Source organism: Streptomyces sp. NPDC048142, from assembly GCF_043202835.1.
In the GTDB taxonomy this organism is placed as follows: domain Bacteria; phylum Actinomycetota; class Actinomycetes; order Streptomycetales; family Streptomycetaceae; genus Streptomyces.
In genome coordinates, this window is record NZ_JBIDBC010000004.1 from 112,256 (window position 1) to 135,744 (window position 23,489).

15 protein-coding genes are annotated in these 23,489 nt (G+C 75.5%); 7 read left to right on the forward strand and 8 right to left on the reverse strand.

From position 1 onward, the window contains the following. The first annotated feature begins 106 nt into the window (after positions 1–106). A complete protein-coding gene (locus tag ACGF2Y_RS07505) occupies positions 107–499 on the forward strand; it encodes a VOC family protein (RefSeq protein ID WP_392943890.1) in 393 nt (130 codons plus the stop codon). A 45-nt stretch (positions 500–544) separates the two neighbouring features. On the opposite strand, the gene ACGF2Y_RS07510 is transcribed toward ACGF2Y_RS07505, so the two are convergent. Both ACGF2Y_RS07510 and ACGF2Y_RS07515 read right to left on the reverse strand, forming a co-directional pair. Further along, positions 545–1,204 (reverse strand): LuxR C-terminal-related transcriptional regulator, encoded by a 660-nt coding sequence (locus tag ACGF2Y_RS07510; protein ID WP_392943892.1) that lies wholly within the window; start codon positions 1,202–1,204, stop codon positions 545–547. Beyond that, a complete protein-coding gene (locus ACGF2Y_RS07515; protein ID WP_392943894.1) occupies positions 1,192–2,424 on the reverse strand; it encodes a histidine kinase in 1,233 nt (410 codons plus the stop codon). The genes ACGF2Y_RS07510 and ACGF2Y_RS07515 overlap by 13 nt, the downstream gene beginning before the upstream one ends. 167 nt (positions 2,425–2,591) lie before the next feature. On the opposite strand from ACGF2Y_RS07515, the gene ACGF2Y_RS07520 reads away from it, so the two are divergent. Further along, positions 2,592–3,302, forward strand: a complete 711-nt coding sequence (locus tag ACGF2Y_RS07520; RefSeq protein ID WP_392943896.1) for an ABC transporter ATP-binding protein — start codon at positions 2,592–2,594, stop codon at positions 3,300–3,302. Further along, a complete protein-coding gene (locus tag ACGF2Y_RS07525) occupies positions 3,299–5,986 on the forward strand; it encodes an FtsX-like permease family protein (protein WP_392943897.1) in 2,688 nt (895 codons plus the stop codon). Before ACGF2Y_RS07520 ends, ACGF2Y_RS07525 begins: the two co-directional genes overlap by 4 nt. A gap of 185 nt (positions 5,987–6,171) precedes the next feature. Here ACGF2Y_RS07525 and ACGF2Y_RS07530 read toward each other — a convergent pair whose 3' ends face one another. The 6 genes from ACGF2Y_RS07530 to ACGF2Y_RS07555 form a co-directional block, all read right to left on the reverse strand. Continuing rightward, entirely contained in the window at positions 6,172–7,095 is a 924-nt protein-coding gene (locus ACGF2Y_RS07530; RefSeq protein WP_392943899.1) for a LysR family transcriptional regulator, read from the reverse strand. A 49-nt stretch (positions 7,096–7,144) separates the two neighbouring features. After that, on the reverse strand, positions 7,145–8,338 hold the full coding sequence (locus ACGF2Y_RS07535) for a glycine C-acetyltransferase (RefSeq protein ID WP_392943901.1): 1,194 nt from the start codon (positions 8,336–8,338) through the stop codon (positions 7,145–7,147). Positions 8,339–8,376: 38 nt separating this feature from the next. After that, positions 8,377–9,405 (reverse strand): L-threonine 3-dehydrogenase, encoded by a 1,029-nt coding sequence (gene tdh, locus ACGF2Y_RS07540; RefSeq protein ID WP_392943903.1) that lies wholly within the window; start codon positions 9,403–9,405, stop codon positions 8,377–8,379. Between the two features lie 295 nt (positions 9,406–9,700). Next, complete coding sequence (locus ACGF2Y_RS07545) at positions 9,701–12,253, reverse strand: bifunctional serine/threonine-protein kinase/ABC transporter substrate-binding protein (RefSeq protein ID WP_392943905.1); 2,553 nt, start codon at positions 12,251–12,253, stop codon at positions 9,701–9,703. Between the two features lies 1 nt (position 12,254). Continuing rightward, on the reverse strand, positions 12,255–14,441 hold the full coding sequence (locus tag ACGF2Y_RS07550; protein ID WP_392943906.1) for a bifunctional serine/threonine-protein kinase/ABC transporter substrate-binding protein: 2,187 nt from the start codon (positions 14,439–14,441) through the stop codon (positions 12,255–12,257). Between the two features lie 8 nt (positions 14,442–14,449). After that, complete coding sequence (locus tag ACGF2Y_RS07555; protein ID WP_392943908.1) at positions 14,450–15,280, reverse strand: hypothetical protein; 831 nt, start codon at positions 15,278–15,280, stop codon at positions 14,450–14,452. A 542-nt stretch (positions 15,281–15,822) separates the two neighbouring features. On the opposite strand from ACGF2Y_RS07555, the gene ACGF2Y_RS07560 reads away from it, so the two are divergent. From ACGF2Y_RS07560 to ACGF2Y_RS07575, 4 genes are read left to right on the forward strand one after another with little or no spacing between them, the layout of a single operon-like run. Then, positions 15,823–18,060, forward strand: coding sequence for a hypothetical protein (locus ACGF2Y_RS07560; protein WP_392943910.1), 2,238 nt, complete (start codon positions 15,823–15,825; stop codon positions 18,058–18,060). Position 18,061: 1 nt separating this feature from the next. Continuing rightward, a complete protein-coding gene (locus ACGF2Y_RS07565) occupies positions 18,062–19,321 on the forward strand; it encodes a hypothetical protein (RefSeq protein ID WP_392943912.1) in 1,260 nt (419 codons plus the stop codon). Beyond that, a complete protein-coding gene (locus tag ACGF2Y_RS07570; protein ID WP_392943914.1) occupies positions 19,318–21,786 on the forward strand; it encodes a GTPase-associated protein 1-related protein in 2,469 nt (822 codons plus the stop codon). The genes ACGF2Y_RS07565 and ACGF2Y_RS07570 overlap by 4 nt, the downstream gene beginning before the upstream one ends. Beyond that, a complete protein-coding gene (locus ACGF2Y_RS07575; RefSeq protein WP_392943916.1) occupies positions 21,786–23,438 on the forward strand; it encodes a hypothetical protein in 1,653 nt (550 codons plus the stop codon). The genes ACGF2Y_RS07570 and ACGF2Y_RS07575 overlap by 1 nt, the downstream gene beginning before the upstream one ends. Positions 23,439–23,489 lie beyond the last annotated feature (51 nt).

Sequence of the window (23,489 nt, forward strand, 5' to 3'; positions counted from 1 at the left end):
GGCGCTAGTGTTACGTATAACCGCCCCTGCTGTGGTCACCCGTGCAAGCAGGGGCGGAAGCACCCGCGCAGGCACCCGTGGAAGCACCCCGTGGAAGGATCCCGCCATGTCCCGCATCGCCCTGGTCACCCTGGTCGTCCGCGACTACGACGAGGCGCTCGCGTTCTACCGCGACGCGCTCGGCTTCGAGCTGGTGGAGGACACCGACCGGGGCGACGGCACCCGCTGGGTGGTGGTGCGCCCGCGCGGCGCGGCTCCCGGCACGGGGTTGCTGCTGGCCCGCGCGAAGGACGGGGCGCAGGCCGCGGCCGTCGGGGCGCAGACGGGCGGCCGGGTCGGCTTCTTCCTGCACACCGAGGACTTCGCGGCCGACCACCGGCGGATGCGCGCGGCCGGGGTGCGGTTCCTGGAGGAGCCCCGGCACGAGCCGTACGGCTCGGTCGCGGTCTTCGAGGACCTGTACGGCAACCGCTGGGACCTGCTGCAGCCGGCCGCCTGATCCCGTCGCTCCCGGCCCCGGCTCCCGGTATCCGCCCCGGCCCGTTCAGTACCCGCCCCGGCCCTCCAGGTAGGCCAGCACCGCGAGGACGCGGCGGTGGACGGTGCCGTCGTCCGGTTCCAGGCCGAGCTTGGCGAAGATCGAGCCGATGTGTTTGCTCACCGCCCTTTCGGAGACGGTGAGTTCGGCGGCGATGGTCGCGTTGGCCTTGCCCTGCGCCATGTGTTCCAGGACCTCGCGCTCGCGGGCGGTGAGGCTCTGGAGCGGGCCCGCAGTCGACCTGCGGGTGAGGAGCTGGGTGACGACTTCCGGGTCGAGCGCGGTGCCGCCCGCCGCCACCCGGTCCAGCGCCTGAAGGAACTGCTCGACCCGGCCCACCCGGTCCTTGAGCAGATAGCCGATGCCCCGGGCGCCCCGGGCGAGCAGCTCGGCGGCGTACGTCTCCTCGACGTACTGCGAGAGGACCAGGATCGGCAGGTCCGGCAGTTCGGCGCGGGCGGCGAGCGCGGCCCGCAGGCCCTCGTCGCGGAAGGTGGGCGGCAGCCGTACGTCCAGGACGGCGACGTCCGGGCGGTGTTCGAGCAGCGCGGGCAGGATCTCCGGGCCGGCCGCCGCGTCGGCCACCACCTCGTGCCCGGAGCTGGTGAGCAGGAGGACGAGGCCCTCGCGCAGGAGGGCGTTGTCCTCGGCGATCACGATCCGCACGGCAGCTCCACTTCGATGTCCGTCGGCCCCCCGGCGGGGCTGCTGACACGGGTGACGCCGTCCAGTGCGGCGACCCGCCGCCGGATGCCCACCAGCCCGCTGCCGGCGCGTTCGTCCGCGCCGCCGTGGCCATCGTCGCCGATGGTCACCCGCAGCAGGCCGGGGGGCCGGTCGATGCGGACCCGGGCGCCGGTGGCGCCGCTGTGCTTGCTGATGTTGGTGAGCGCCTCGGCCACCACGAAGTAGGCGGCGGCCTCGATCGCGGCGGGCAGCCGCCGTCCGTCCTCCACCGCGTCCAGTTCCGCCGTGACGGGTACGGCGACATCGGCGGCCAACGCCCGTACCGCACCGGCCAGTCCGCGGTCGGTGAGCACCGGGGGGTGGATGCCGCGCACCACGTGCCGCAGCTCGGCGAGGGCTGCGTCGGCCCCGTCCTGCGCCTCGTCCAGACGGGCCCGTGCGGCGGCCGGATCGCGGTCCAGGAGCTGTCTGGCGAGCCCGATCCGCATCGACAGGGCGACGATCCTGGCCTGGGCGCCGTCGTGCAGGTCCCGTTCGATGCGCCGCAGTTCGGCCCCGTGCGCGGCGACCGCGCCGGCCCGGCTCTCGGTGAGGTGGGCGATCCGCTCGGTGAGTTCGGCGGCGGGCGGCGGGGCGAGCAGGGCCAGGGTCCAGCCCGCCGAGAGGTCGGCCAGCACCGGATGCCAGCGCAGTGCCCAGCCCGGCCGCTCGGGCGGCTCGGTGCCGTACTCGTCGGCCCGCCGCCGGTCCACCGGGCCCACCACGGACAGGGCGATCCCGTCGACCAGCAGGGCGACGGGCCACAGGATCATCGTGAGGTAGCCGAGGCCCATGCCGAAGATCGTCTGGAGGGGCAGCCAGAGCGCGATCCGCCAGGTGGTCCGGTCGGTGAGCGTCCGCCGGACCCGTTCGGACAACTCGCCCCCGCCCAGCGGCGGATACGACGCGGGGCGGTGTCCCGGCCCGAGCCGGGCAGCCGCCCTGCGGCTCTCCGCCGAGGCGGCCCGGCGCAGCAGCGTGGCGGCCTCCGGCAACGCGGGCAGCCCGATGACCGCCACGGCGAACAGGAGGGCCGCCACCACCAGGAACGCGCCGAGGTAGGTCAGCATCGCGACCCCGATCCCGACGAAGAGGTAGCGCGAGGCGTCCCAGGAACGCCGGACGGCGACCGTGAGGGGACCGGGTGGGGAGCTGCTCATGGCAGCCCACGGTACGGGGGCTGGCCCGCCGCCGGAGGGGGGCGGTCCCCCGGCCGGGGGTGGAGCTGGCTGCACCCCCGGTCCGGTAGTGCGCACCCTCGCCCTGCCGCGTCCCTGCTCATAGCGTTCTAGCAGGTCAAACGGTACGGGGACGGTGGAGGCGAACAGTGGGTACGACGATGGTGGAGCAGGCGACCGCGCTCGGTCTGGAGGGGGTGAGCCGGAGCTACGGGCGGCGCGGGAGCAGCCGGAGGACGACGGCGCTCGACGCGGTCAGCTGTAGGGTCCCGGCCGGCAGCTTCACCGCGGTGGTCGGTCCTTCGGGTTCGGGCAAGAGCACCTTCCTCCAGGTCGCGGCGGGCCTGGACCGGCCGACCTCGGGGACCGTCAGGATCGCGGGCACGGATCTCGGGTCGCTCTCGGAGGCGGCGCTGACCCGGCTGCGCCGGGACCGGATCGGGTTCGTCTTCCAGTCGCACGCGCTCAACCTGGTGCCGTCGCTGTCCATCGAGGAGAACGTGGTGCTGCCGCTGGTGCTGGGCGGCGCCGATCCGGCCGGCCGCGACGTGCTGGCGCGGGGGCGGGAGTTGCTGGCCCGGGTGGGTCTCGCGGGGCGCGGCGGCGACGGGCCCCCGACGCTGTCGGGCGGCCAGCAGCAGCGGGTCGCGGTGGCCCGCGCGCTGGTGACGGAGCCCGAGGTGATCTTCGCGGACGAGCCGACCGCCTCTCTCGACCCGGAGTCCGCGGCGCTGGTGCTGGCCCTGCTGCGGGACGCGGTACGGATCGAGGGCCGCACGGTCGTGATGGTCACCCACGACCCGGTGGCGGCGAGCTGGGCGGACACCGTGCTGACGATGGACGGCGGTCGGCTGCGATGAAGAGGCTGGAGAAGGGGCGTACGGGCACGGCTGCCCGGGAGGCGTCGGGCGTACGGCAGGGGCGTACGGGCACGGCTGCCCGGGAGGCGCTGGGGGTGCGGCAGGGGTCGCGGCGGGCGTCGGCGTTCCTCGCCCGCCGGTCCCTGACCACGCACCGGCGGGCCTGGGCGGCGGTGATCGTGGCGACGGGCGCCGCCGCCGCGCTGATCGGCGCGTTCGCGTTCGTCGTCGGCTCGCTGCTGGTGGCCGCGCCGCCGGTGCAGCGGTACGCGGGCGCCGACGCGGTGGTGGCGGCGGACCAGAGGGTGTCCCACACCGCGACGCCCTGGGGCGGTGAACCGCAGACCACGACGGCGTACCTCCCCGAGCGGGCCCGCCTGGACCGGTCGGTGCTGGCCGCGGTGGCGGGGGCCGACGGGGTGGCGAAGGCCGTCGTGGACGACTCCGTGCCGCTGTCCACCGGCGAGGGACGGCCGGCGGTGGGCCGTTCCTGGCCGTCCGCCGTGCTCACCCAATACGAACTGGCCGAAGGACGGGCCCCGAGGGACGCGACCGAGGTCGTCCTGGACGGCGCGCTCGCTACCGGCGGCTCCGCCCCGGGCGAGCGGATCGTGCTGCGGGCCGACGGGAGGGCCCGGACGTACACGGTCAGCGGGATCGCCCGCACCCGGCACGGGAGCGACGGCCCCCCGGCCGTGTTCTTCACCGAGCCCCGGCTGACCGCCCTGGCCGGACACCCGGGCCGGATCGACGCGATCGGTGTGGTCGCGGAGGCGGGCGTCTCGCGGGACGCGCTGCGCGACGCGATCGGCGCGGTCCTGCCCGAGCGTTCGGGCATCGCCGGGTCCGACCGGGGTGTGCGGGTGCTGACGGGTGCGGAGCGCGGGGAGGCCGAGCGGGTGGACGCGCTCGGCGGACGCGACGACCAGCTGACCCTGCTCGGTTCGATCGGCGGCACCGTGCTGATGGTGGCGCTCCTCGTGATCGCCTCGACGCTGTCCCAGGCGATCCGTCAGCGCTCCGGGGAGCTGGCACTGCTGCGGGCGGTGGGGGCCTCGCCCCGGCAGCTCCGGTCCGCGATCGGCCGGGAGGCGGGCCGGGTGTCCGTGGCGGCGGCGCTGCTGGGCGGCATCGGGGCCGTGCCCCTGGGTCTCGCGATGCGTTCCCTGCTGACCACCGAGGCGCTCCCGCTGCCGGTGCCGTGGTGGCTGCCGCCCGCGGCGGCGCTGGCCGGCGGGCTGCTGGTCGCGCTGCTCGCGCGGCCGGTCGCGATGCTCGCCGCCCGGTCCATCACCCGGCTGCGGCCCGCTGCGGCGCTGGGTGCGGTGACGGCGGACGAGCCGAGCGAGATCGGAAGGTTCCGTATGGTCTCGGGGGTGGTGCTGGCCTTCGCCGGCATCAGCTCGGCGGGCGTGGCGACGACGCAGAGCGGTCAGGCGACGGGCGCCGCCGCCTCGGGCGCGGCGATGTCCCTGGTGATCGCGGTCGCCCTGCTGGGGCCCCGGATCGCCCGGATCGCCCTGGGCGTGCTGGGCCGTCCGATGCGCCGGGCGGGCGGGGTCTCGGGCTTCCTGGCCGAGCGGGCGGCCTCGGCGCACACCCGGCGGCTCGCCACCGCGTTCACCCCGATCGTGCTGGCGGTCGCGTTCGTCTGCGTGCAGCTCGCCTCCGGTCCGACGATGGAGCGGGCCGCCGACCGGCAGGCGTCCGCCGCGCTGCGGGCGGACCTGGTGGCGACGGGCGGCGGGGCGGGACTGCCCGCCGGCACGGCTCGGACGGTCCGGGAGGCGCCGGGGGTCACGGCGGCGACCGGGGTGCTGCGTTCGGCGGTCGTCCTGGCCGAACGGCAGGCGGGCGAGCCGGTGCTGACCCGGCTGCCCGTGCTGGGCGTGGAGGCGCGCGGCCTGTCCGGCACGCTCGACCCCCGCGTCACGGCGGGCGACCTGGACCGGCTCACGGGGCGGGATGCCGTCGCGGTCGGGGCGGACCGGGCGAAGAGCCTGGACGTCGGCCCCGGGGACCGGGTGGCGCTGCGGCTCGGCGACGGTACGCGGGTGAAGCCCCGGGTCGTCGCGGTGTACGAACACGCGCTGGGCCTGGGCGAGTTCCTCTTCCCGCGCGAGGCGCTGGCGGGCCATGTCCCGGCCGCGCGGGACGAGGTCGTACTGATCCGGACCGGGGCCGCGTCCGGTGCGGACCCGGCGGCCGCCGTGCGGGAGGCGCTGGCTCCGTACGGCGGCGGGGTGGCGGTGCGGGCGGCCACGGCCGACGACGTGCGGATCAGCCCGCCGGTCCCGGACGGGGACAACGCCGTGATCGTCATCGGCGTCGGGGTGATCGGCGGCTTCGCGCTGCTGGCCGTGGTGAGCACCCTGGCGCTGATCACGATCGGCCGCCGGGGCGAGTTCCGGCTGCTGCGGATGGTGGGCACGGGCCGTCGGCAGCTGCGGCGGATGCTGGTGCTGGAGACCGGCATGGTGACGGTCGCCGGGCTGGTGATCGGCACGGCGGTGGCCGCGGTCCCGCTGACCGCGTTCGCCGTCTCGGTGGCGGGCACGGCCCCGTATCTCCCGCCGGTGCACTACGGGGTGATCGCGGGGGCGGTGTCGCTCGCCGCGGCGGCCGGAACGCTGGCCCCGGGCGCGGCCGGCGGACGCTTCGTCCTGGGACGCCGGGCGGGGTGAGCGGCGGAGGGGCGTACGGAGCAAATCGGGCCGACCGGCCGGCCCGGCCCCGGACCGCCCGCCCTGCCCGGACCGCCCGGACCACCCGGAGCGCCCGGAGCGCCTGTACCGCCCCGTCCGGACGGTCGGGCAGCGGTTCGGGTGGTCCGGGGCACCCGGACCGTCCGAGCAAGGGGGCGGCGAGGTCAGGTCCGAGCCAGGCCCGCTTCCCGTACGGCCACCGCCTCCATCGCGTCCAGCACCGGCCGGATCAGCGGATGGCCCTCGGCCCCCTGGCGTACGGCCGCGAAGACCCGGCGGGTGGGGGCGCTGCCCTCGACCGGGCGGACGACCACCCCGGTCAGCTCCATCCCGCGCAGCGCGGACCGGGGCACCAGGGCCACCCCGGCGTCCGCCCCGGCCAGGGCGACCACGGCCCGGAAGTCGTCCGACGAGTGTTCGAGGCGGGGGGCGAACCCGGCGAACTCGCAGGCCAGGACCACCACGTCATGGCAGGGGTTGCCCGGGTACGGCCCGATCCACGGGTCCTTGGCGAGGTCCGCGACCGCCACCTGGTCCTGGTCCGCGAGGCGGTGGTCCACCGGAAGCACCGCGTCGAACGGCTCCGAGTAGAGCGGGACGCGGGTCAGGCGGCGGTCGTCCTCGGCGGGCGCGCCCCGGTATTCGACGGCCACCGCCACATCGACCTGCCGGTCCAGCACCATCGGCACGCTCGCGTCGCCCTCCGCGTCCTGGACCTTGACCCGGATGCCGGGCGCGGTGCGGGCCAGCTCGGTGAGGGCGGGGGCGAGGACGAGGCCGATGCCGGTGGCGAACGCGGCGACCGTGACCGTACCGGCGATGCCCGCGCTGTAGTCGGCGAGCTCCGCCTCGGCCCGCTCCAGCTGGGCGAGGACCACATTGGAGTGGTTCAGCAGGATCTCTCCGGCGGCGGTGAGCCGGGCGCCGCGCGCACCGCGTTCGACGAGGCGGTGGCCGGTCTCCTGCTCCAGGGCGGCGAGCTGCTGGGAGACGGCGGAGGGCGTCAGGTACAACGCGGCGGCGGCCGCGGTCACGGTGCGGTGGTCGGCCACCGCACGGAGGATTCGCAGCCGCCGCACATCGATCATGTCCCCATTGTCCCAGGTCGCGGCCGAGGCCCCGACCTGGTGGCAGGGGTTACGCCTCCAGCGCCGCCCGCGCGTCGACGAAGGCGTCCACGGCGCGGTTCACGTCGGCCGTGGAGTGCGCGGCGGAGAGCTGGACCCGGATACGGGCCGCGTCCTGCGGGACGACCGGGTAGGAGAAGCCGATCACGTACACCCCGCGCTCCAGGAGCAGTTCCGCCATCCGGCCGGCCTTGCCCGCGTCGCCGATCATGACGGGGGCGATGGCGTGGTCGCCGGGCAGGATGTCGAAGCCCTCCTCGGTCATCCGGGTGCGGAAGAGCGCGGTGTTGGCGCCCAGCTGCTCGCGCAGGTCTCCGGCGGACTCCAGCAGGTCGATGACCTTGAGGGACGCGGCGGCGATGACCGGGGCGAGGGAGTTGGAGAAGAGGTACGGGCGCGAGCGCTGGCGCAGCAGGGCGACGATCTCCGCGCGGGCCGCGACGTAACCGCCGGAGGCTCCGCCGAGCGCCTTGCCGAGGGTGCCGGTGATGATGTCGACCCGGTCCATGACGCCGTGCAGTTCGGGTGTGCCGCGTCCGCCGGGGCCGACGAAGCCGACGGCGTGCGAGTCGTCGACCATGACCATGGCGTCGTAGCGGTCGGCCAGGTCGCAGATCTCCTGGAGCGGGGCGACGTAGCCGTCCATGGAGAAGACGCCGTCGGTGACGATGAGGCGGCGGCGGGCCCCGGACGCCTCCTTGAGCTGCGTCTCCAGGTCGGCCATGTCGCGGTTGGCGTAGCGGTGGCGCTTCGCCTTGGAGAGGCGGATGCCGTCGATGATGGAGGCGTGGTTGAGGGCGTCGGAGATGACCGCGTCCTCGGGGCCGAGCAGCGTCTCGAAGACTCCGCCGTTGGCGTCGAAGCAGGAGGAGTAGAGGATCGTGTCCTCCTGGCCGAGGAAGGCCGAGAGCCGCTGCTCCAGCTCCTTGTGGACCTCCTGGGTGCCGCAGATGAAGCGGACCGAGGCGAGCCCGTAGCCCCAGCGGTCCAGCGCCTCGTGGGCGGCGGCGACGACCTCGGGGTGGTCGGCGAGGCCGAGGTAGTTGTTGGCGCAGAAGTTGAGGACCTCGCCGGCCCGGCCGCCGGAGGTGACGGCCACGGTCGCGGACTGCGGGGTGCCGATCACGCGCTCGGGCTTGTGCAGCCCGGCGGCGCGGATCTCGTCGAGGGTGGTGCGCAGATCGTCGCGTACGGAGTCGAACATGCGGGATTCCTTACGGATGAAGGGATGCGGTCAAAAGGTCAGACGGTCCAGTCGAGGATGACCTTGCCGCCGAGGCCGCCGGCGGCGTCGTCGAAGGCCGCCTCGAAGTCACGGAAGCCGTACCGGCCGGTGATCACGGGGGCGAGGTCGAGGCCGCCCTCCAGCAGGACGGACATGGCGTACCAGGTCTCGTACATCTCGCGGCCGTAGATCCCCTTGACGGTGATCATCGAGGTGACGATGCGGGACCAGTCGACGGCGAACTCCTCGGCGGGCAGGCCGAGCATCGCGATCCGGCCGCCGTGCGTCATGTTCGCGACCATGTCGCGCATCGCCTCGGGGCGGCCGGACATCTCCAGGCCGATGTCGAAGCCCTCGCGCAGGCCGAGTTCCCGCTGCCCGTCGCCGATGGTGCGGTCCGCGACGTTCAGGGCGAGGCTGACGCCGACCTTGCGGGCGAGGGCGAGGCGGGCCTCGCTGACGTCGGTGATGACGACGTTGCGGGCGCCGGCGTGCCGGGCGACGGCGGCGGCCATGATGCCGATCGGGCCTGCGCCGGTGATCAGGACGTCCTCGCCGACGAGCGGGAAGGAGAGCGCGGTGTGCACGGCGTTGCCGAACGGGTCGAAGATCGCCGCGATGTCGAGGTCGACGGGGACCCGGTGCACCCACACGTTGGACGCGGGCAGGACGACGTACTCGGCGAACGCCCCGTCCCGGCCGACGCCGAGGCCGACGGTGGAGCGGCAGAGGTGGCGGCGGCCGGCGAGACAGTTGCGGCACTTGCCGCAGACGAGGTGGCCCTCGCCGCTGACCAGGTCGCCGGCGGTGATGTCCACGACGTCGGAGCCGGTGGCCGCGACCTCGCCGACGAACTCGTGGCCGAGGACCAGCGGGGTGGTGACCGCCTGCTGGGCCCAGCCGTCATAGGCGCGGATGTGCAGGTCGGTGCCGCAGATGCCGGTGCGCAGGACCTTGATCAGGACGTCGGTGGGGCCGTACTCCGGCTCCGGCACGTCCATCAGCCACAGTCCGGGTTCGGCCTTCTGCTTGACGAGTGCCTTCACGGCTGCGGCTCCCTGACGTTCGGTACGCGAGTGGATACCCCGGGCCTCGGGGCATGTCGGAGGAACCCTGCGGCCCGGGGTGGATCTTGGGTGTCAGCCCCCTGGCGGGGGTTCGGCGGGACGGGACGGAGCATCCCGTAGGGCTCCACGCGCCGTCCCCGGCCGTCACGGAGAAGGCTGCCGTACGGCGGGGTCCCGGGTCCATCGAGGATTTCTTAAGCGCCACCGCAGGAGATCTTCACACCTGGCCGTGGCTTCACCGACCGCTGCCGCTCGCCGGTCTTCGTCCGCGCGGCTACACCTCGCCGAACGGGCCCAGGAAGCGGGGGCGGCCCTTCTCGATCCGGTAGAGGAAGATCCCGTTCTCGTACCGCACCTGGCGGATCGACGGACGGAAGGCGAGGGGGCGCACGATCCCCGGGTGCTCGGTCCGCACGAGCCGCTGGGCGATGCCGCTGCGCACCTGGCCCGAGGCGCTGGTGGAACCGGCGGCACGGGCGATCAGGCCGACCGCGTCGTACGCCTCGGCGGCCCAGGTGGCCGGGGGTGCGCCGAAGCGCTTGCGGTGGGCGGCGGTGAACGCCTTGGCCGCCGGGAGGGCGGCGGGGTCGGCGTACGCCTCGGCGAAGACCCAGCCCTCGGCGGCCTTGCCCGCCCCGTGGAGGAAGGCGGGCCCGAGGGCGGGGCCGGCGGCCACCCGGGTGCCGGTGAAGCCCTCGTCCGCCAGCGCGGTGGCCAGGCGGGCGGCCCGGGACGCGTCGCCGCTCGCGAGCACCACGGCGTCCACCCTGCTGGTCATGGCCTTGCGGGCGGCCGCGCCGAAGCCGGCGGCGCCCCGCGGGAGAGCGTGTTCGATGAGAGTGGCGTCGGCCGGCGGAGTGTCACGGAACGCGCTGCCCAGCTGTCCGCCGAGGCCGGTGCCGTCCCTGTCCTGGACGAGGAGGACGCGCTCGGCGGGGCGGGTGTGGACGACGTAGCCGAGGAGGCCCGGGGTGAGCATGCGGTCGTACGGGCGGATCACGCAGAGGTGGGCGGCCGTTTCGGATGCCGTGGTCGAGCCTGCCGCGACGACGACCAGGGCGAGCCGCGCCTCGCCGTACCGCTGGACGATGTCCTCGGCCAGCACGGCGCCGGTCGGCCCGACCGCCGCGATGACGTCGGGGTCCGCCCCCAGCAGACCGGCCGCCCGCAGCGCCTGTCGCGGGTCCCCGGCGTCGTCCTCGGTCCGCAGGGCGAGCCGGAACGCCGTGCCGGTACGGGCGTTGTGATCGGCGACCGCGAGCCGGACGCCGCGCTGGTGCGCCAGGCCGGTGGCGCGGCCGGGCCCGCTGAGATCGGCGTGCAGCCCGATCGTGTACGTGGGCGGCGCGCCGGAGCCCGACGCGGAGCCGGTCCCGGCGGACCGCCGCCCGGCGAGCCACGCCGCGGTGGAGCCGCCGGTGACGAGGACGGCCCCGGCGGCGCCGGCGACCAGGAGCCTGCGCCGGGTGAGACCGGCCGCCGACGACGCTCCGTCCTCGTCCGGGACGAGGGTGACGGGCAGCGGCTCGGGGTCCGGCAGCGCGAGGGCGGCCGCGGACCGTTCGGCGATCAGCGCGGAGAGTCCGGGCGGCGCGGCCCAGGAGCCCGGGGGCGGGGCGGCGTCCGGCTCCACGGCCGGCGCCCCGTCCGGCGCGGCCTCGGCAGCCTTGTCCGGAGCCACCCCGAAAGCCCCGGCCCGAGCGCCCCCGGCAGCCCCGTCCTCAGCCACTCCGAAAGCCCCGGCCCGAGCGTCCTCGGACGCTCCGTCCTGAGCCGCGCCCGGCGCTCCGGCCGGGGTCGCGCGCGGAGCCCAGGCCGGACGGGGGTCGGGCGCCTTGGCACTGAGGTCAGGCGCCTTGAGCCGGGGGTCCGGCACCTTGAGACGGGGGTCCTGCGCCTTCAACCGGGCCGTCCCCGGACTCGGGCTCGGGCTCGGACCCGGACTCGGACCCGGACTCGGACCCGGACTCGGACCCGGACTCGGACCCGGACTCGGACCCGGACCCGACGGGCCGCGCATCCCTCCCCCGGCCGCCTCCAGGGCATCGGCGATCCGGCTCGCGGCCGGCCGGGCGGCCGGGTCCTTGGCGAGGCAGGCGGTGATCAGCGGCAGCAGCGAGGGCGGCACACCCGTCAGGTCCGGCTCCTCGTGGACCGTACGGAACAGAACGCCTGCCGCGCCGCCCTCGCCGAACGGCCGTCGGCCCGTCGCCGCGTAGGCCAGGACGCAGCCGAGCGAGAACACGTCGCACGCCGGTCCCACCGGTCCGGCCGACGCCTGTTCGGGGGCGAGGTAGCCGGGCGTGCCGATCACCGCGTCGGTGGCGGTGAGTGCGGTGGCGCCCTCGTCGCGGGCGATCCCGAAGTCGATGAGGCGGGGGCCGTCGAGGGCCAGGAGCACGTTGCCGGGCTTCACGTCACGGTGGATCAGTCCGGTCTCGTGGACCGAGGCGAGCGCGGCGGCGAGCCGGCTCCCGAGCGCCCGCACGGTGGCCGGCGGCAGCGCGCCTCGCGCTCCGACCACCTCGCCCAGCGAGGGGCCGGGGACGAACGCGGTCGCCAGCCACGGCTCGCGGGCCTCGGTGTCCGCGCCGAGCACCGGGACCACCCACGGGCCGGTGATCCGGGCGGCGGCCCCGGCCTCGCGGCGGAAGCGGGCCCGGAAACCGGGGTCGGCGGCATGCTCGGCCCGGATCACCTTGACGGCGGCGAGCGCCCCGCCCGCCGAGCGCCCCAGGTAGACCACGCCCATGCCGCCCGCGCCGAGGCGGGCCAGCGTGCGGTACGGGCCGACCGCACGGGGGTCTTCGGTGATGAGGGGCCGCACGTCAGCTCTCCGGCTTCGGCGCCGCGCCGAGGTAGCGGAGGCTGCCGCCCTCCACCCCGTACATGTGGGCGTCCTGGCCGACGAGTTGCTGCCGGTCCTCGTCGAACGCGTAGCTGCGCGAGACGCCTTCGTACCGGGAGGCGGCGATGGCGGCGGTGAGTTGGGCACGGGTGGGGCGGCCGTCGCCGGAGGGGGTGGCGCTCGCCGTCGCCCTCTTGGCGGCGGCGGCGTCGGCGAGGGCGGCCAGTTCGCGGGCGACGAGTCCCGCCACGTCGTACGCCTCGGCGGCCCAGGCGGCGGGTGCGACGCCGAAGCGTTTGCGGTGGGCGGCGGCGAACGTCGCGGCGGCCGGGGCGCTCGCGTCGGTGAACGGTGCGATGAACTCCCAGCCTTCGGCCGCCTCGCCCGCCAGTTCCAGGAACTCCGGCCCCATGGCGGTGTGCTGGGCCATCCGGGGTCCGGCGAAGGAGAGGTCGGCCAGGATCCGGGCGACCCGGGAGGCGCCGGCCGCGTCACCGGCGTAGAAGAGGGCGTCGCTCCGGTGGGACAGGATGTCGGTGACGACCGGGTCGAAGACGCGCGTCCCGGCGGGGACCACACGGGGGTGGGTGGTGCCGGTGGTGAGGCTGGGCGTCATCAGGTTCGTCGCGTAGCCCGCCTGGTAGGCGGCCTGCCCGCCGGCCCGGTCGATCAGGATGCCCAGCCGCTCGACGTCGGGACGCGGCAGGAGGCGGCGGACGATGGGCAGCGAGAGGGAGGCGTAGGAGGGGCCGGCCTGGAAGAGGGAGCCGTTGGCCCGGCGCGGAAAGGTGATCTGCAGGGCTGACACCGTCAGCACCGGCAGGGCCGCTTCGTCGTACGTGGACAGCGCCGCCCCGGTCGTGGCGTCGCTGGTGGGACCGATGACCGCGGCGACCTCCACGTCACGGGCGAACTCCTCGGCGACGCGGGCGGAGCGCGAGGCGTCGCCCTGGTCGTCGAGGACTTTCACAGCGAGCCGGAAGGGCTGGTCGCCGAGGGAGTTGAAGCGGTCGACGGCGAGCCGGACGCCGCGTTCCTGGGCGCGACCGGCGGCGCTCAGGGGACCGGTGAGGTCGGCGTGCACGCCGATGATCCAGCGGCGTCCGCCCGGGGCCTCGTCCCCGCCGCCGCCACCGGATTCGCCGCGGGTGAGACGTACGGCGGCGAAGGCGCCCGCGCCGAGGGCCACCGCGCCGCCCGCCGCGAACAGCAGGAACCGCCGCCGGCCGGGGGCGGGTTCCGGCGGGCCGGGCTCCTCGGTGACGGTGGCGTCGATGCCGGGCAGGGCCAGCAGGGCGGCGGACCGGTCCGCGATGATCCGGACGACATCCTCGGGCAGCCAGTCGGCGGTGGCCCCGGCCGGTACGTCCTCGGCGATCAGGGTGTCGAGGCCGGCGGCGGCCGGACGCTCACCGGGGTCCTTGGCGAGGCACCGCTCCAGCAGTGCGCGCAGCTGGGCGTCGTCGACGCCGTCGAGGTCGGGCGCGTCGTGGACGGTGCGGTAGAGGAGGGCGTCGACCGCTCCGCTGCCGAAGGGCGGCCGGCCGGTGGCCGCGTACGCGAGGAGGCAGCCGAGCGAGAAGACGTCCCCGGCGGGCCCTGCGGTGCTTCCGGACGCCTGCTCGGGCGGGAGGAAGCCGGGGGTGCCGACGACGAGTCCGGTGGCGGTCAGGGCGGTGGCGTCGGCGGCGCGGGCGATCCCGAAGTCGATCAGCCGGGGGCCGCCGGCCGTCAGCAGGACGTTGCCCGGCTTGACGTCACGGTGGACGAGCCCGGCGGCGTGCACGGCGGCCAGGGCGCGGGCGAGCAGCCTGCCGAGGACGGCGACGCTGCGCACGGGCAGCGGTCCGCGCCGGGCGACGACGTCGGAAAGTGTCGGCCCGGGGACGAACTCCGTGGCGAGCCAGGGGCGTTCGGCCTCGGTGTCGGCACCGGTCACGGACACGGCCCAGGGGCTGTCGACCCGGCGGGCGGCCTCGGCCTCGCGGCGGAAGCGGGTCCGGAAGTCCTCGTCCCCGGCGTACTCGGGCAGGATCACCTTGATCGCGGCGAGCGCTCCGGCGTCGGTGCGCCCGAGGTAGACGACACCCATCCCGCCCGCTCCGAGGCGGCCGAGGAGCCGGTGTCCGCCGATGCGGGCGGGATCAGTGGGTCGCAGGTCGTCCATCGCCGGCCTCAGCTCCGCTTCTCGACGGTGTTCTCGAGCCGGGACAGCATGGCGCCCTGGGCCTCGTTGACGAACGTGTCGACCTCGTCATCGGTGCGGCCCTTCGCCCCCTTGCCGGTCACGGCCACGGTGAACTGGAGGATCTGCGCCTGCTGCCAGGAGTAGCGGTGCGGCCCGCCCAGCTCGGAGCTCTGGTAGTCCCCCACCTCGACGAGGAAGTCGTCGGAGCTGTTCTGGGCGCTCTCGCCGCCGAAAAGCGCCCCGGCGACCAAGGAGCCGATCGTCTCGCCCTCGCGCAACTGCTGGGTGGGGCAGCGCATGCTCTCCTCGATCGACTCCGCCATCTCCCAGGCCGCGTCCTCGCGGGTGCGGTGCACGGTGACGACGGCGGCGAGGCGCACCGGCCCCTTGCCCTTCGCCGCGGGCACCTCGAACGACCGGGTGAGGGTGGCCAGGACGCTGTGGCCGGGCTTCTGCCGCTGCCAGACGCAGTCCGCGCCGAGCACGGCCCAGGTGTCCGGGTCGCTCTCGTACGGGCTCCGCTTCACCACTCCGGGTCCGAAGCTGTCGGGGCCGGCGATGACACGGCCGATGAGCTCGCGGGCCGCCGCCCGGGACTTCGGGAGCCGGGCGGGGTCGGGTTCGAACGGGTCCGCGGCATCGGCCGACGCCCCGGCGCCGCCGCCGGAGGCCGCACTCGCACTCGCACTCGCACTCGCACTCGCCGAAGCGTCGTGCTTCTCCACTTTCCCGGGGTCGTCCGCAGCGCCGGAACAGCCGGCGAGCAGCACGGTCACCAGGGCCAGGGGCAGCGCGAACCGGCCCCCTCCTAACGGCACACGACAGGTCACAGCGCTTCCCCGTTCCTCCTCGACGCCGTGCCGATCATAAGTTCGCGGGGCGCGGCCGGCGGGGGCCGTCGGCTTACTGTTACCTCGTCGGGACATGGACGCCACCGCGCCGGGCACCGGGCCGGGGCACCCGGCCGGGACCGTCAGCCGGTCTCCGCCAGGAAGGCGCCGATGCGCTCGACGGGGGCGTCCGGCCGGTCCCGGGGGATCAGTCCGCGGCTGTCGGCGACCGCCACCGGCCGCCCCTGCGGGCGAAGTCCGGTAACAAGGGTGACCGTTCCGGGAGTCGGCCGGATCCGTGACCGAGTGACGCTCGCGAGCGGGTACCCCCGTGGGAACGCGCGGCCCGCCGGATCGGCGCTGTGCGCGGCCGGGACAGCGGCGCTCGCCGGCGCCTCGCACCGTACGGGTCGCGAGGACGGCCGGGGCGGCTCACGACGCGCTGGTGGATTGAGGGAAACGCCGACGTCAAGGCCCCGGATCTGCTGGGATGGGGGCGGGATCACAAGCAGTGAGCACGGGGGCGCACGGTGGGGCTGGAGTTCGGGCACAATCTCGGGCTGCGCCGTGCTCTGCGCGGGCTTCCGCTCTCCCCGCTCGTCCCGGGGTACCGACACCTCGTCTCCCAGCAGCAGGCCCTGGGCTTACGGCACATCGGCGATGCGCTGGTGGAGCGCGGGCGGACGCTGCGGGTGCTCGACGGGGTCTTCGAGGAGCACGCCGGGCGCCGCTGGCACCACATCGGCGCGGATCGGCTCCATCGCACGGGTCTCGCACGCGGCGAGGCGTACCGGCCGCTCCTCGCCCGGCTGGAGGCGGTGCAGCTCCAGGACCCCGCCGCCCTGCGCCGCATCCTTCTGTACCAGCTCGTCGAACTGCTCCAGGCCCACCCGCAGGACTCCGAGCCCCGGACCGCCGTCTCGCTGGGGGTCTGTCCCACGGAGGCGGCCGCCCTCGTCCGTGCGGCCGTCGCCTGCCACCGACTCGATGGGGAACAGCGGCGCGCGGCAGAGGAGTTGGAGGACTCCTGGGCCAGCGGGAAGGTGCGGCGTGCCGCCCGGCTGGCGGCCCTGCTGCCGGCGGAGGGCGGGGGCGACGCGCTGCTGCGGCGGCGGTTCGCGGACATCGCCGCGCGGGTGGCGGAAGCCGACGACGCCCTCGACGCGGCGCGGGAGGCCGAACGATCGGGTGATGCCCGTGCGGCCGAGGACGGCTTCCTCAGGGCCGCCCGGCTGGCCTCCGACTGCCCGCGCGCCCGGCTCGCCCTCGTACGGCTGCACCGGCCGGCGGACGACGGGAGTGCCGGGCCCGGCGCGGTGCTGACGGCCCGCCACGCCCCGGAGGCCGTGGCCGTGTCGCTCCGCCCCTCGCCCCCGGCCGCCGACGCGGCGCCCGACCGGCGAGTCGTCCGGCTGACCCGGGTGCCGGACGGACCGACCGAGATCGCCGAGATCGCCGGGGACTCCTCGGCGGTCAGCTGGCTGGACCGGGACCCGCCGTTCGGCCGGCAGGTCCGCTACGCCGCGTTCCCGCTGCGGGACGGCAGGATCGACGGCCCGCCGGTGGTGTCGCACGTCCTGCTCGTCGCCCCGGACGTGTCCGCGCTGCGGTCCACCACGGGCCCGGGACGTATCGACGCCGCGTGGGCCGAGCCGTCGGAAGCGCTGGGCGTACGGGTCGAACTCGAAGGCCCCGACGGCCCGGTGGACGGCATCGGGGTGCGTACGGGCGCGCTGACCGCGACCGGCCTGGGCGTCGGCACGTACGCGCTCCGCGTCCACTGCCGGTACCGGTCGCCGGACGGCACCGTCATCGAGTCGGCGGGCACGGACCATCGCATCACCGTGAACCCTTGGCCCACCCCCGTGCACCGGCTCGACGCCACGGTCGCCCAGGGAGCCGTCCGGTTCTCCTGGAGCGGCGGGCAGGGCGCGGACGTACGCCTCGTCTGCTGGCCGGACGGCCCACCGGAACCGGGAGCCGAGCTGACCCACGCTCCGGAGCGTCCCTGGCCCGCCCCACTGCCCTGGAAGGCGGTGGCCGACGGCCTGGCCCCTCCCCCGGGCTCCATCACCCGGGTGTCCGCCCTGTCCGTGCTCGGACCGCACGCGGTGGCGGGTCCCGGCCTCCTGGTCGAGTGCCCGCCCGCGGTGGCCGGGGCGCGCGTGGAGCGGGCCGACGGGGGCCGGGCCCGCATCACTTTCGACTGGCCGGCAGCGACGGGCCAGGTCGCGGCCACCGTGGAGCAGGACGGCGTGAGCTTCGTGCACCGCGTGACGCGCAGCACCTACGTCCGGGAGGGGCTGTACGTGGACGTGACACCCTCCGCGTTCTGCGTCACCCTCTCCGCCGCACCCCGGACGACGGACGCGGCCCTCGTCCCTCCGCCCGGCGGCGGGACGAGGGTCCCGGCGGACATCTCCGTCAGCTACCGCATCGTTCCCGGTGCCCGCCGGGCGCTGCGCCGCGGGCCCTCGCTGCTGCGGGTCACCCTGTCCTGTCCGGGTGACGTACCGGCCGCCCTGCCGGAGTTCGTCCTCGTGGCCAGGGCGGGCAGCGGCCGCGCACCGATCCGGCCGCGCACCCACACGGACGGGACGACCCTGCTCCGGCTCGACGGTGGCGCGCTGCGCGCCGGCCGACCCGTCGAGCTGCCCGTGCCGCCCGGCCTCCGGCCTCCCTACGCCCTGCGCGGCTTCCTCCTCGGCGACGGGGCCGCCGGCATACGACTCGACGAGCCCTCTCCCACGACCCTGGTGGTGCGCTGACATGACGACCGTCATCTGTCCTTACTGCTTCGACCGCGCACCGGCCGCGCGCCTGCCGTACCGCTGCCTGATGATGGCCACCGGGGTGCGCGGCGGCACCCCGTGCGACGCCGAACCCGACGACGTGTGGGCCGACTTCATGGGGCCGGGTCTGCCGCCGTCCCGGCGGCTGCGCGGACCGGTCTTCCCCGCGCCCCGCACCCTCGCGACCCTTCGGGGCTCGACCACCCGGCAGCCGTGCCCCCGGTGCGGGGTGGCCACCTCGGTGCGGGTCTGCCGCGGCTGTCACAACGACTTCCCCAGCGAGTACTGCGACCAGGACAGCCGCATCATCGCTCTGGTGGGCGCCAAGGCATCCGGCAAGAGCACCTATGTGTCGGTGCTCGTCAACGAACTGCGGGGCCGGGTCGGCCGGGAGTACAACATCTCGCTGCCGGCGATGGGGGCCGGGACCCAGCGCCGCGACCGCGAGATGGAGGAGGATCTGTACGACCGGCTGCGGCTTCCCGACACGACGCGTCCGGCCGCCATGGGCTTCAACGACCCGCTGCTCTACCGGTTGAGCGTGCCGCGCCGAGGGAGGTACGCCAAGGGCAGCAGGCATACCACCCTGGTGTTCTTCGACGCGGCGGGCGAGGACCTCAAGAGCGCGGAGGCGATGGCCCGTTACACCCAGTACCTGGCGGCCGCCGACGGGATCATCCTGCTCGTCGACCCGCTCCAGATGGGTTCGGTGCGCGACCGCGGCGCGACCGCCGACGGCCCGCCGCTCCCCGCGGTCGAGACGTCCCCGCAGCAGATCGCCTCCGACCTCGCCGCCCAACTGCGCTCCCACGGACGGAGTGTGTCGCGGGGCCGGGTCACCACGCCGATGGCCGTCGCCGTGACGAAGACGGACGCGCTGAGGTCGCTGCTGGGGTCGCACTCGCCGCTGCTGCGCAACGCCACGCACACCGGCGGCGAACAGGACGACGACGATCGGCTCGCCGTGCACGAGGAGCTGCGGTCCCTGCTGAGCGACTGGGACTCCGGGGTGCTCTGCCGCCAGTTGGAGAACGACTTCGCCGAACTGTCGTACTTCGGCCTCTCCGCGCTGGGCGCACCGCCGCCCGCCGACGCACCGGCCGACGCGCCGAAGTCGGGCCCGCAGCCCCTGCGGGTGGAGGACCCGCTGCTCTGGCTGCTGGGGCGGCGCGGACTGATCCAGGTGCGCAGGAGCCAACGGGAGAACCGGATCCGCACGGGGAAGGCCGGCGCATGAGCCTGGGACAGCTGCACTACACCTCGGCGCCGCCCGGCCCGGACGGCTCGGGGTTCCGCTTCACCGCGCTCACCCCGGGGCTGCCGCACGCGGTGCTCCGGGAGGCGGAGCAGATCATCGGGTACGAGCCGCCCCGGAACGCCCCCTCCCGCCCTACCGAAGTCGAACTCAAATCCTTTCCACGGGCGTTCAGCTACAGCGAACTGTCCGACGGAAGCCGGCTGCTGGCCCGTACGGTCTACACGGGCGCCGACTACAGCGGCCGCTGGGGCAACTTCCACGCCCACGCGGTGCATGTGGCCCCGGGGCAGCGGCTGCCGGACGGGGCCCTGCCCGTCAGCGCCTGGGAGTCCCCCGGGTGGGCCACGGCCACGCCCGAGGGCGACGCCCCGCCGGCCCTGGCCGCGCTGCCGCCCTCCCCCCTGCTGGACCCGGCCGGGCTGGTCGCCTTCGCCGCCTCCCGGGAGCCCTGGCTCGCCACCGTGTTCACCGACCTCCAGCGCCAGACCGAGGACGAGACAGCACCGCAGGTCGTCATCGTGGAGCGGGACACTGCCGATGTGGCGCGCTGGGTGGCCCTGGCGAGCGCGGCACTGCCCCGAGGGGCCGCCCACCGGCTGACGTTCACCACCTACACCCGGCGCCCGCACCTCGCCGGGCAGCGGATCATCGGCGTCCTGCCGGACGACGCCCCCGGGCTCGCCGGCTCGGGGGGCCGCTACCGGGTCCACGACTGTGCCGCCCCTCCCGCCCCGGACGGGCCGGAGCCGACAGCGTGGGCGGTGGCCGCCGCCCGGATCTGGTCGGCCGGCGCCTTCGAGCTCTTCCATCACGCCCATCGGCTCCCGGGAGACCCGTTCGCCGCCGGCCCCGTATCGGTGCTCGCCCTGTGCGCCGGGATCGAGCTGCCGTCGTCGCACCGCACGGCCGCGGCACTGTGGGTGTTCGAACACCCCGCCGAGCTCGATGAACAGGAGCTGGACGGGCTCGTGCACACCCTGGCGGCGCCCCGGCAGGAGACGACGCCCGTGTCCGAGACCGCCGCCCTGGCCGAGCTGTTCGCCCGGGTCGGCGGCCGCCTGCGGGCGGAGACCGCCGCCCCGCTCACCGCCCGCCTGCTGGTCACCGCCGTACGCTCCGCCGAGCCGGTACGCCTCCCGGGTCGCGAGGCCCTGACCGGCCAGGCGGCCCGGCGGCTCGCCGCCGAGCTGGGCCCGGAGCTGCGGGCCGGGGTCGAGGACACGGCGAACGGCTTCGCGCGCCCGCTGCGGCTGCTGCGGGTGGCGGGTCTCCTCGCGGTGGACTGCTCCGACCTCGTACCGCGGCTCGCCCAGCGGCTGGCGTCGGCGCTGCCGGCCGATCCGTCCGTGTACGGGAGCGAAGTCCACGAGGCGCTGACGGACCGGCCCGACCTCCGCACCGCTCTGCTGCGGGAACTCGACGCGGCGGCCCAGTCCGGTCCGGCCGCCGTCACCGTGCTCCTGGAGCGCGCTCCCGTGCCGTTGGAGAGCGGCGAGGCCCTGCCGTATCTGCGTATGTGCGGCTGGGCGGCCCGCCGCCCGGCGGGCGGCCAGGACGGGGACCGCAACCGTGAGCTGCGCGCCGTGCTGGAGGCGGCGGGGGTCTCCGTCCTCGCGCATCCACCGCTGCTGCGCATCGCCTTCCGCCTGGTGTGGGGCTCGACCGCACCGACACCGGAGGAGGCCCGGTACGACCTGCTGGAGAGGGGCGCGAGGCTCCACCAGGCGGCGGAAACCTGGCCCTTCCTCGTCACGGCCGCGCTCAACGGCCGACCGGGAGACCCGCAGACGGACGAGCTCGCGCACGACCTCCTCAAGGCGTTCCCCGAGCAGCTCCGCGACCACGACCGGGCGGCACTCCTGCTGCTGGACCTCTCGCGCGACCTGCGGGCCGGCGGCGCGCCCCCCGGCTGGGTCGACCGGGCCCTCGGCCTGCGCAGGAGCGCGGAACCGGTGAACCCGTCGGTGCTGGAGCGCGTCCACGGCAGTCTCGCCCATCGTCTGCTGAGCGACCACCGCGCGGGACGCGAGCTGGACGATCTGATCCGCAGCGGCGACGCCGACCTCTGCGCCGCCTACGAGCGGGCCGCCCGGGGGGACGAGGTGGGCAGCCGGCTGCTGCGCGACCCGGACTACTTCGCGGACCTCTTCGTCGACTGGAACGCCCATCCCCAGGCGGGCGGGGCCTGGGGCAAGGTCCGGGGTGCGCTGCTGGACAAGGTGCTGCGTCCGGCCGCGCGGGCGCTGACCGCCGAGGATCTGGCGGCCGTCGAAGCGGCTCTCTCCACGAGGGGCGCACGGCACGCGGAGGACTTCCGCACCTGGAACCGGCCCGGTGCGCTGGGCCGGCTCGGGCTGCGGCTCGGCGGGCGGGACAGCCGTACGGGCAAGGCGTCGTCCCGCCGCCGTGGCTCCGGGGACCGGCACCGGGACGGTGACGCCTGATGGGCGGGCTGATCGGGGCCGCGGTCTGGCTGACGGTGGCCGTCGGGACGGGGGTGTGCCTGTTCCGTGCGTTCTGGGAGTTCCTCTTCCTCGCACTCGGCGCCTCGGTGAGGGCCCTCGGCCCCCGGACGCCCGGCACGCCCGACCCCCGTATCCCGCCCGTCGGATCCGAGCCGGCGCAGCGCGCGTACTGGTCCCGGCTCATGTGGGTGGACGCGTACACCTCCACCCGGGCCGCCGCCTCGGTCATCCGGCACCGGCTGCTGGGCCGCTGGATGGCCGTCACCGCCCGGCGCATGTTCACCGGACGCCAGCCCTCCACCGGCTACGGCGGCCATCGGCTCGCCCGCCTCGGATTCATCCTCGTGGCCCCGGGCACCGCGCTGGGCGCGATCACCGGTGCGCTCCTGGTCTCGTCCGTCATGGCGCTGATCCACCTGGTGCTGTGGCTGCTGGCCGGCCTGGCGGGACTGGCGGCGTTCGCCGGGGTCGCCGTCCTGCGCGGTGCCGACCGGACCGGTGCCCTGGTGCGGCGGATCCGGATGAGGTGCCCCTATCCGGGGTGCTACCGGCCCTTCCCGCTCGCCGTGCACCGCTGCCCGAGCTGCGGCACGGCCCACCGGGAGCTGCGCCCGAACAGGTTCGGCGCACTGTGGCACGTCTGCGCGTGCCGGCGCCGGATCGTCACCGTCTCCCTGGCCGGGCGCGACCGGCTCGCCGTCGAGTGCCCGCACTGCGACCGTCCGCTCCCGGCCGGGATCGGCCGGCTGCGCATCGTGCACGTACCGGTCATCGGCGGGACCTCGTCGGGCAAGACGATGCTGATGGCGGCGGCCGTCGCCGGGCTGCACGCGACGACCGGACGGGGCGCGCCGACCGGACGGGGCGGGCCGGAGGTCTCGTTCGCGACGGCCGACGACCGGCGGGACGTCGTGGATCTGAACGGTCAGCTCAGGAACACCGGTTGGGTGCGCAAGACCCAGGGCGGCCAGCCCCGCGCACTGATGCTGCGGGTCACCCACCGGCGCAGACACCGGCTGCTGTATCTCTACGATCCGATGGGCGAGTCGCTGTACGACGTGGACTCCACCCGCCGCCAGGAGTATCTGGCCCATGCCGACGGGGTGATCCTGGCCGTCGACGTCCTGGCCGACCCCCAGGTGCGCCGTTCCCTCTCGGCGGACGAGGAGGAGCTCGCGCGCGCGGCCAATCCGTCGGATCCGGGGCCGTGGCAGACGTACCAGACGTTCACCGGCGAGCTCTCGGCGCTGGCCGGAGGGCGGCGGCGCGGCCGGCTGCCGCTGGCGGTGGTGGTCACGAAGCGGGACGTGCTGGACCGGATCGAGCGTCTGCGGGTCCCCGCGACGGGGATCGGCCCCTGGCTGGCCACGATCGGCCTGGACCCACTGGTCCGCGACCTCGGACACCGGTTCCGGACCCGGCGGTTCTGGGCGCTCAGCGCCTACGCGGCCACCGGGACGGGCCCGCTGGTGAGCGAGCAGGAGCGGGCGGCGGAGGCGGTGTTGTGGATCCTCGCCCGCACCGGGCTGCGGGTCGGCAAGCTGCTGCCCGAGGGCGGTCACGCAGACCCGGCGACCCCGTCGGTGCCGCGCCCGCGCACCGCCCCCGCACAAGATCGTTCAACCCGCTGACGGAGCCGGACGTGGTCGTTATGGTCGGTCAGGTCCTAGAAGAGAAAGACG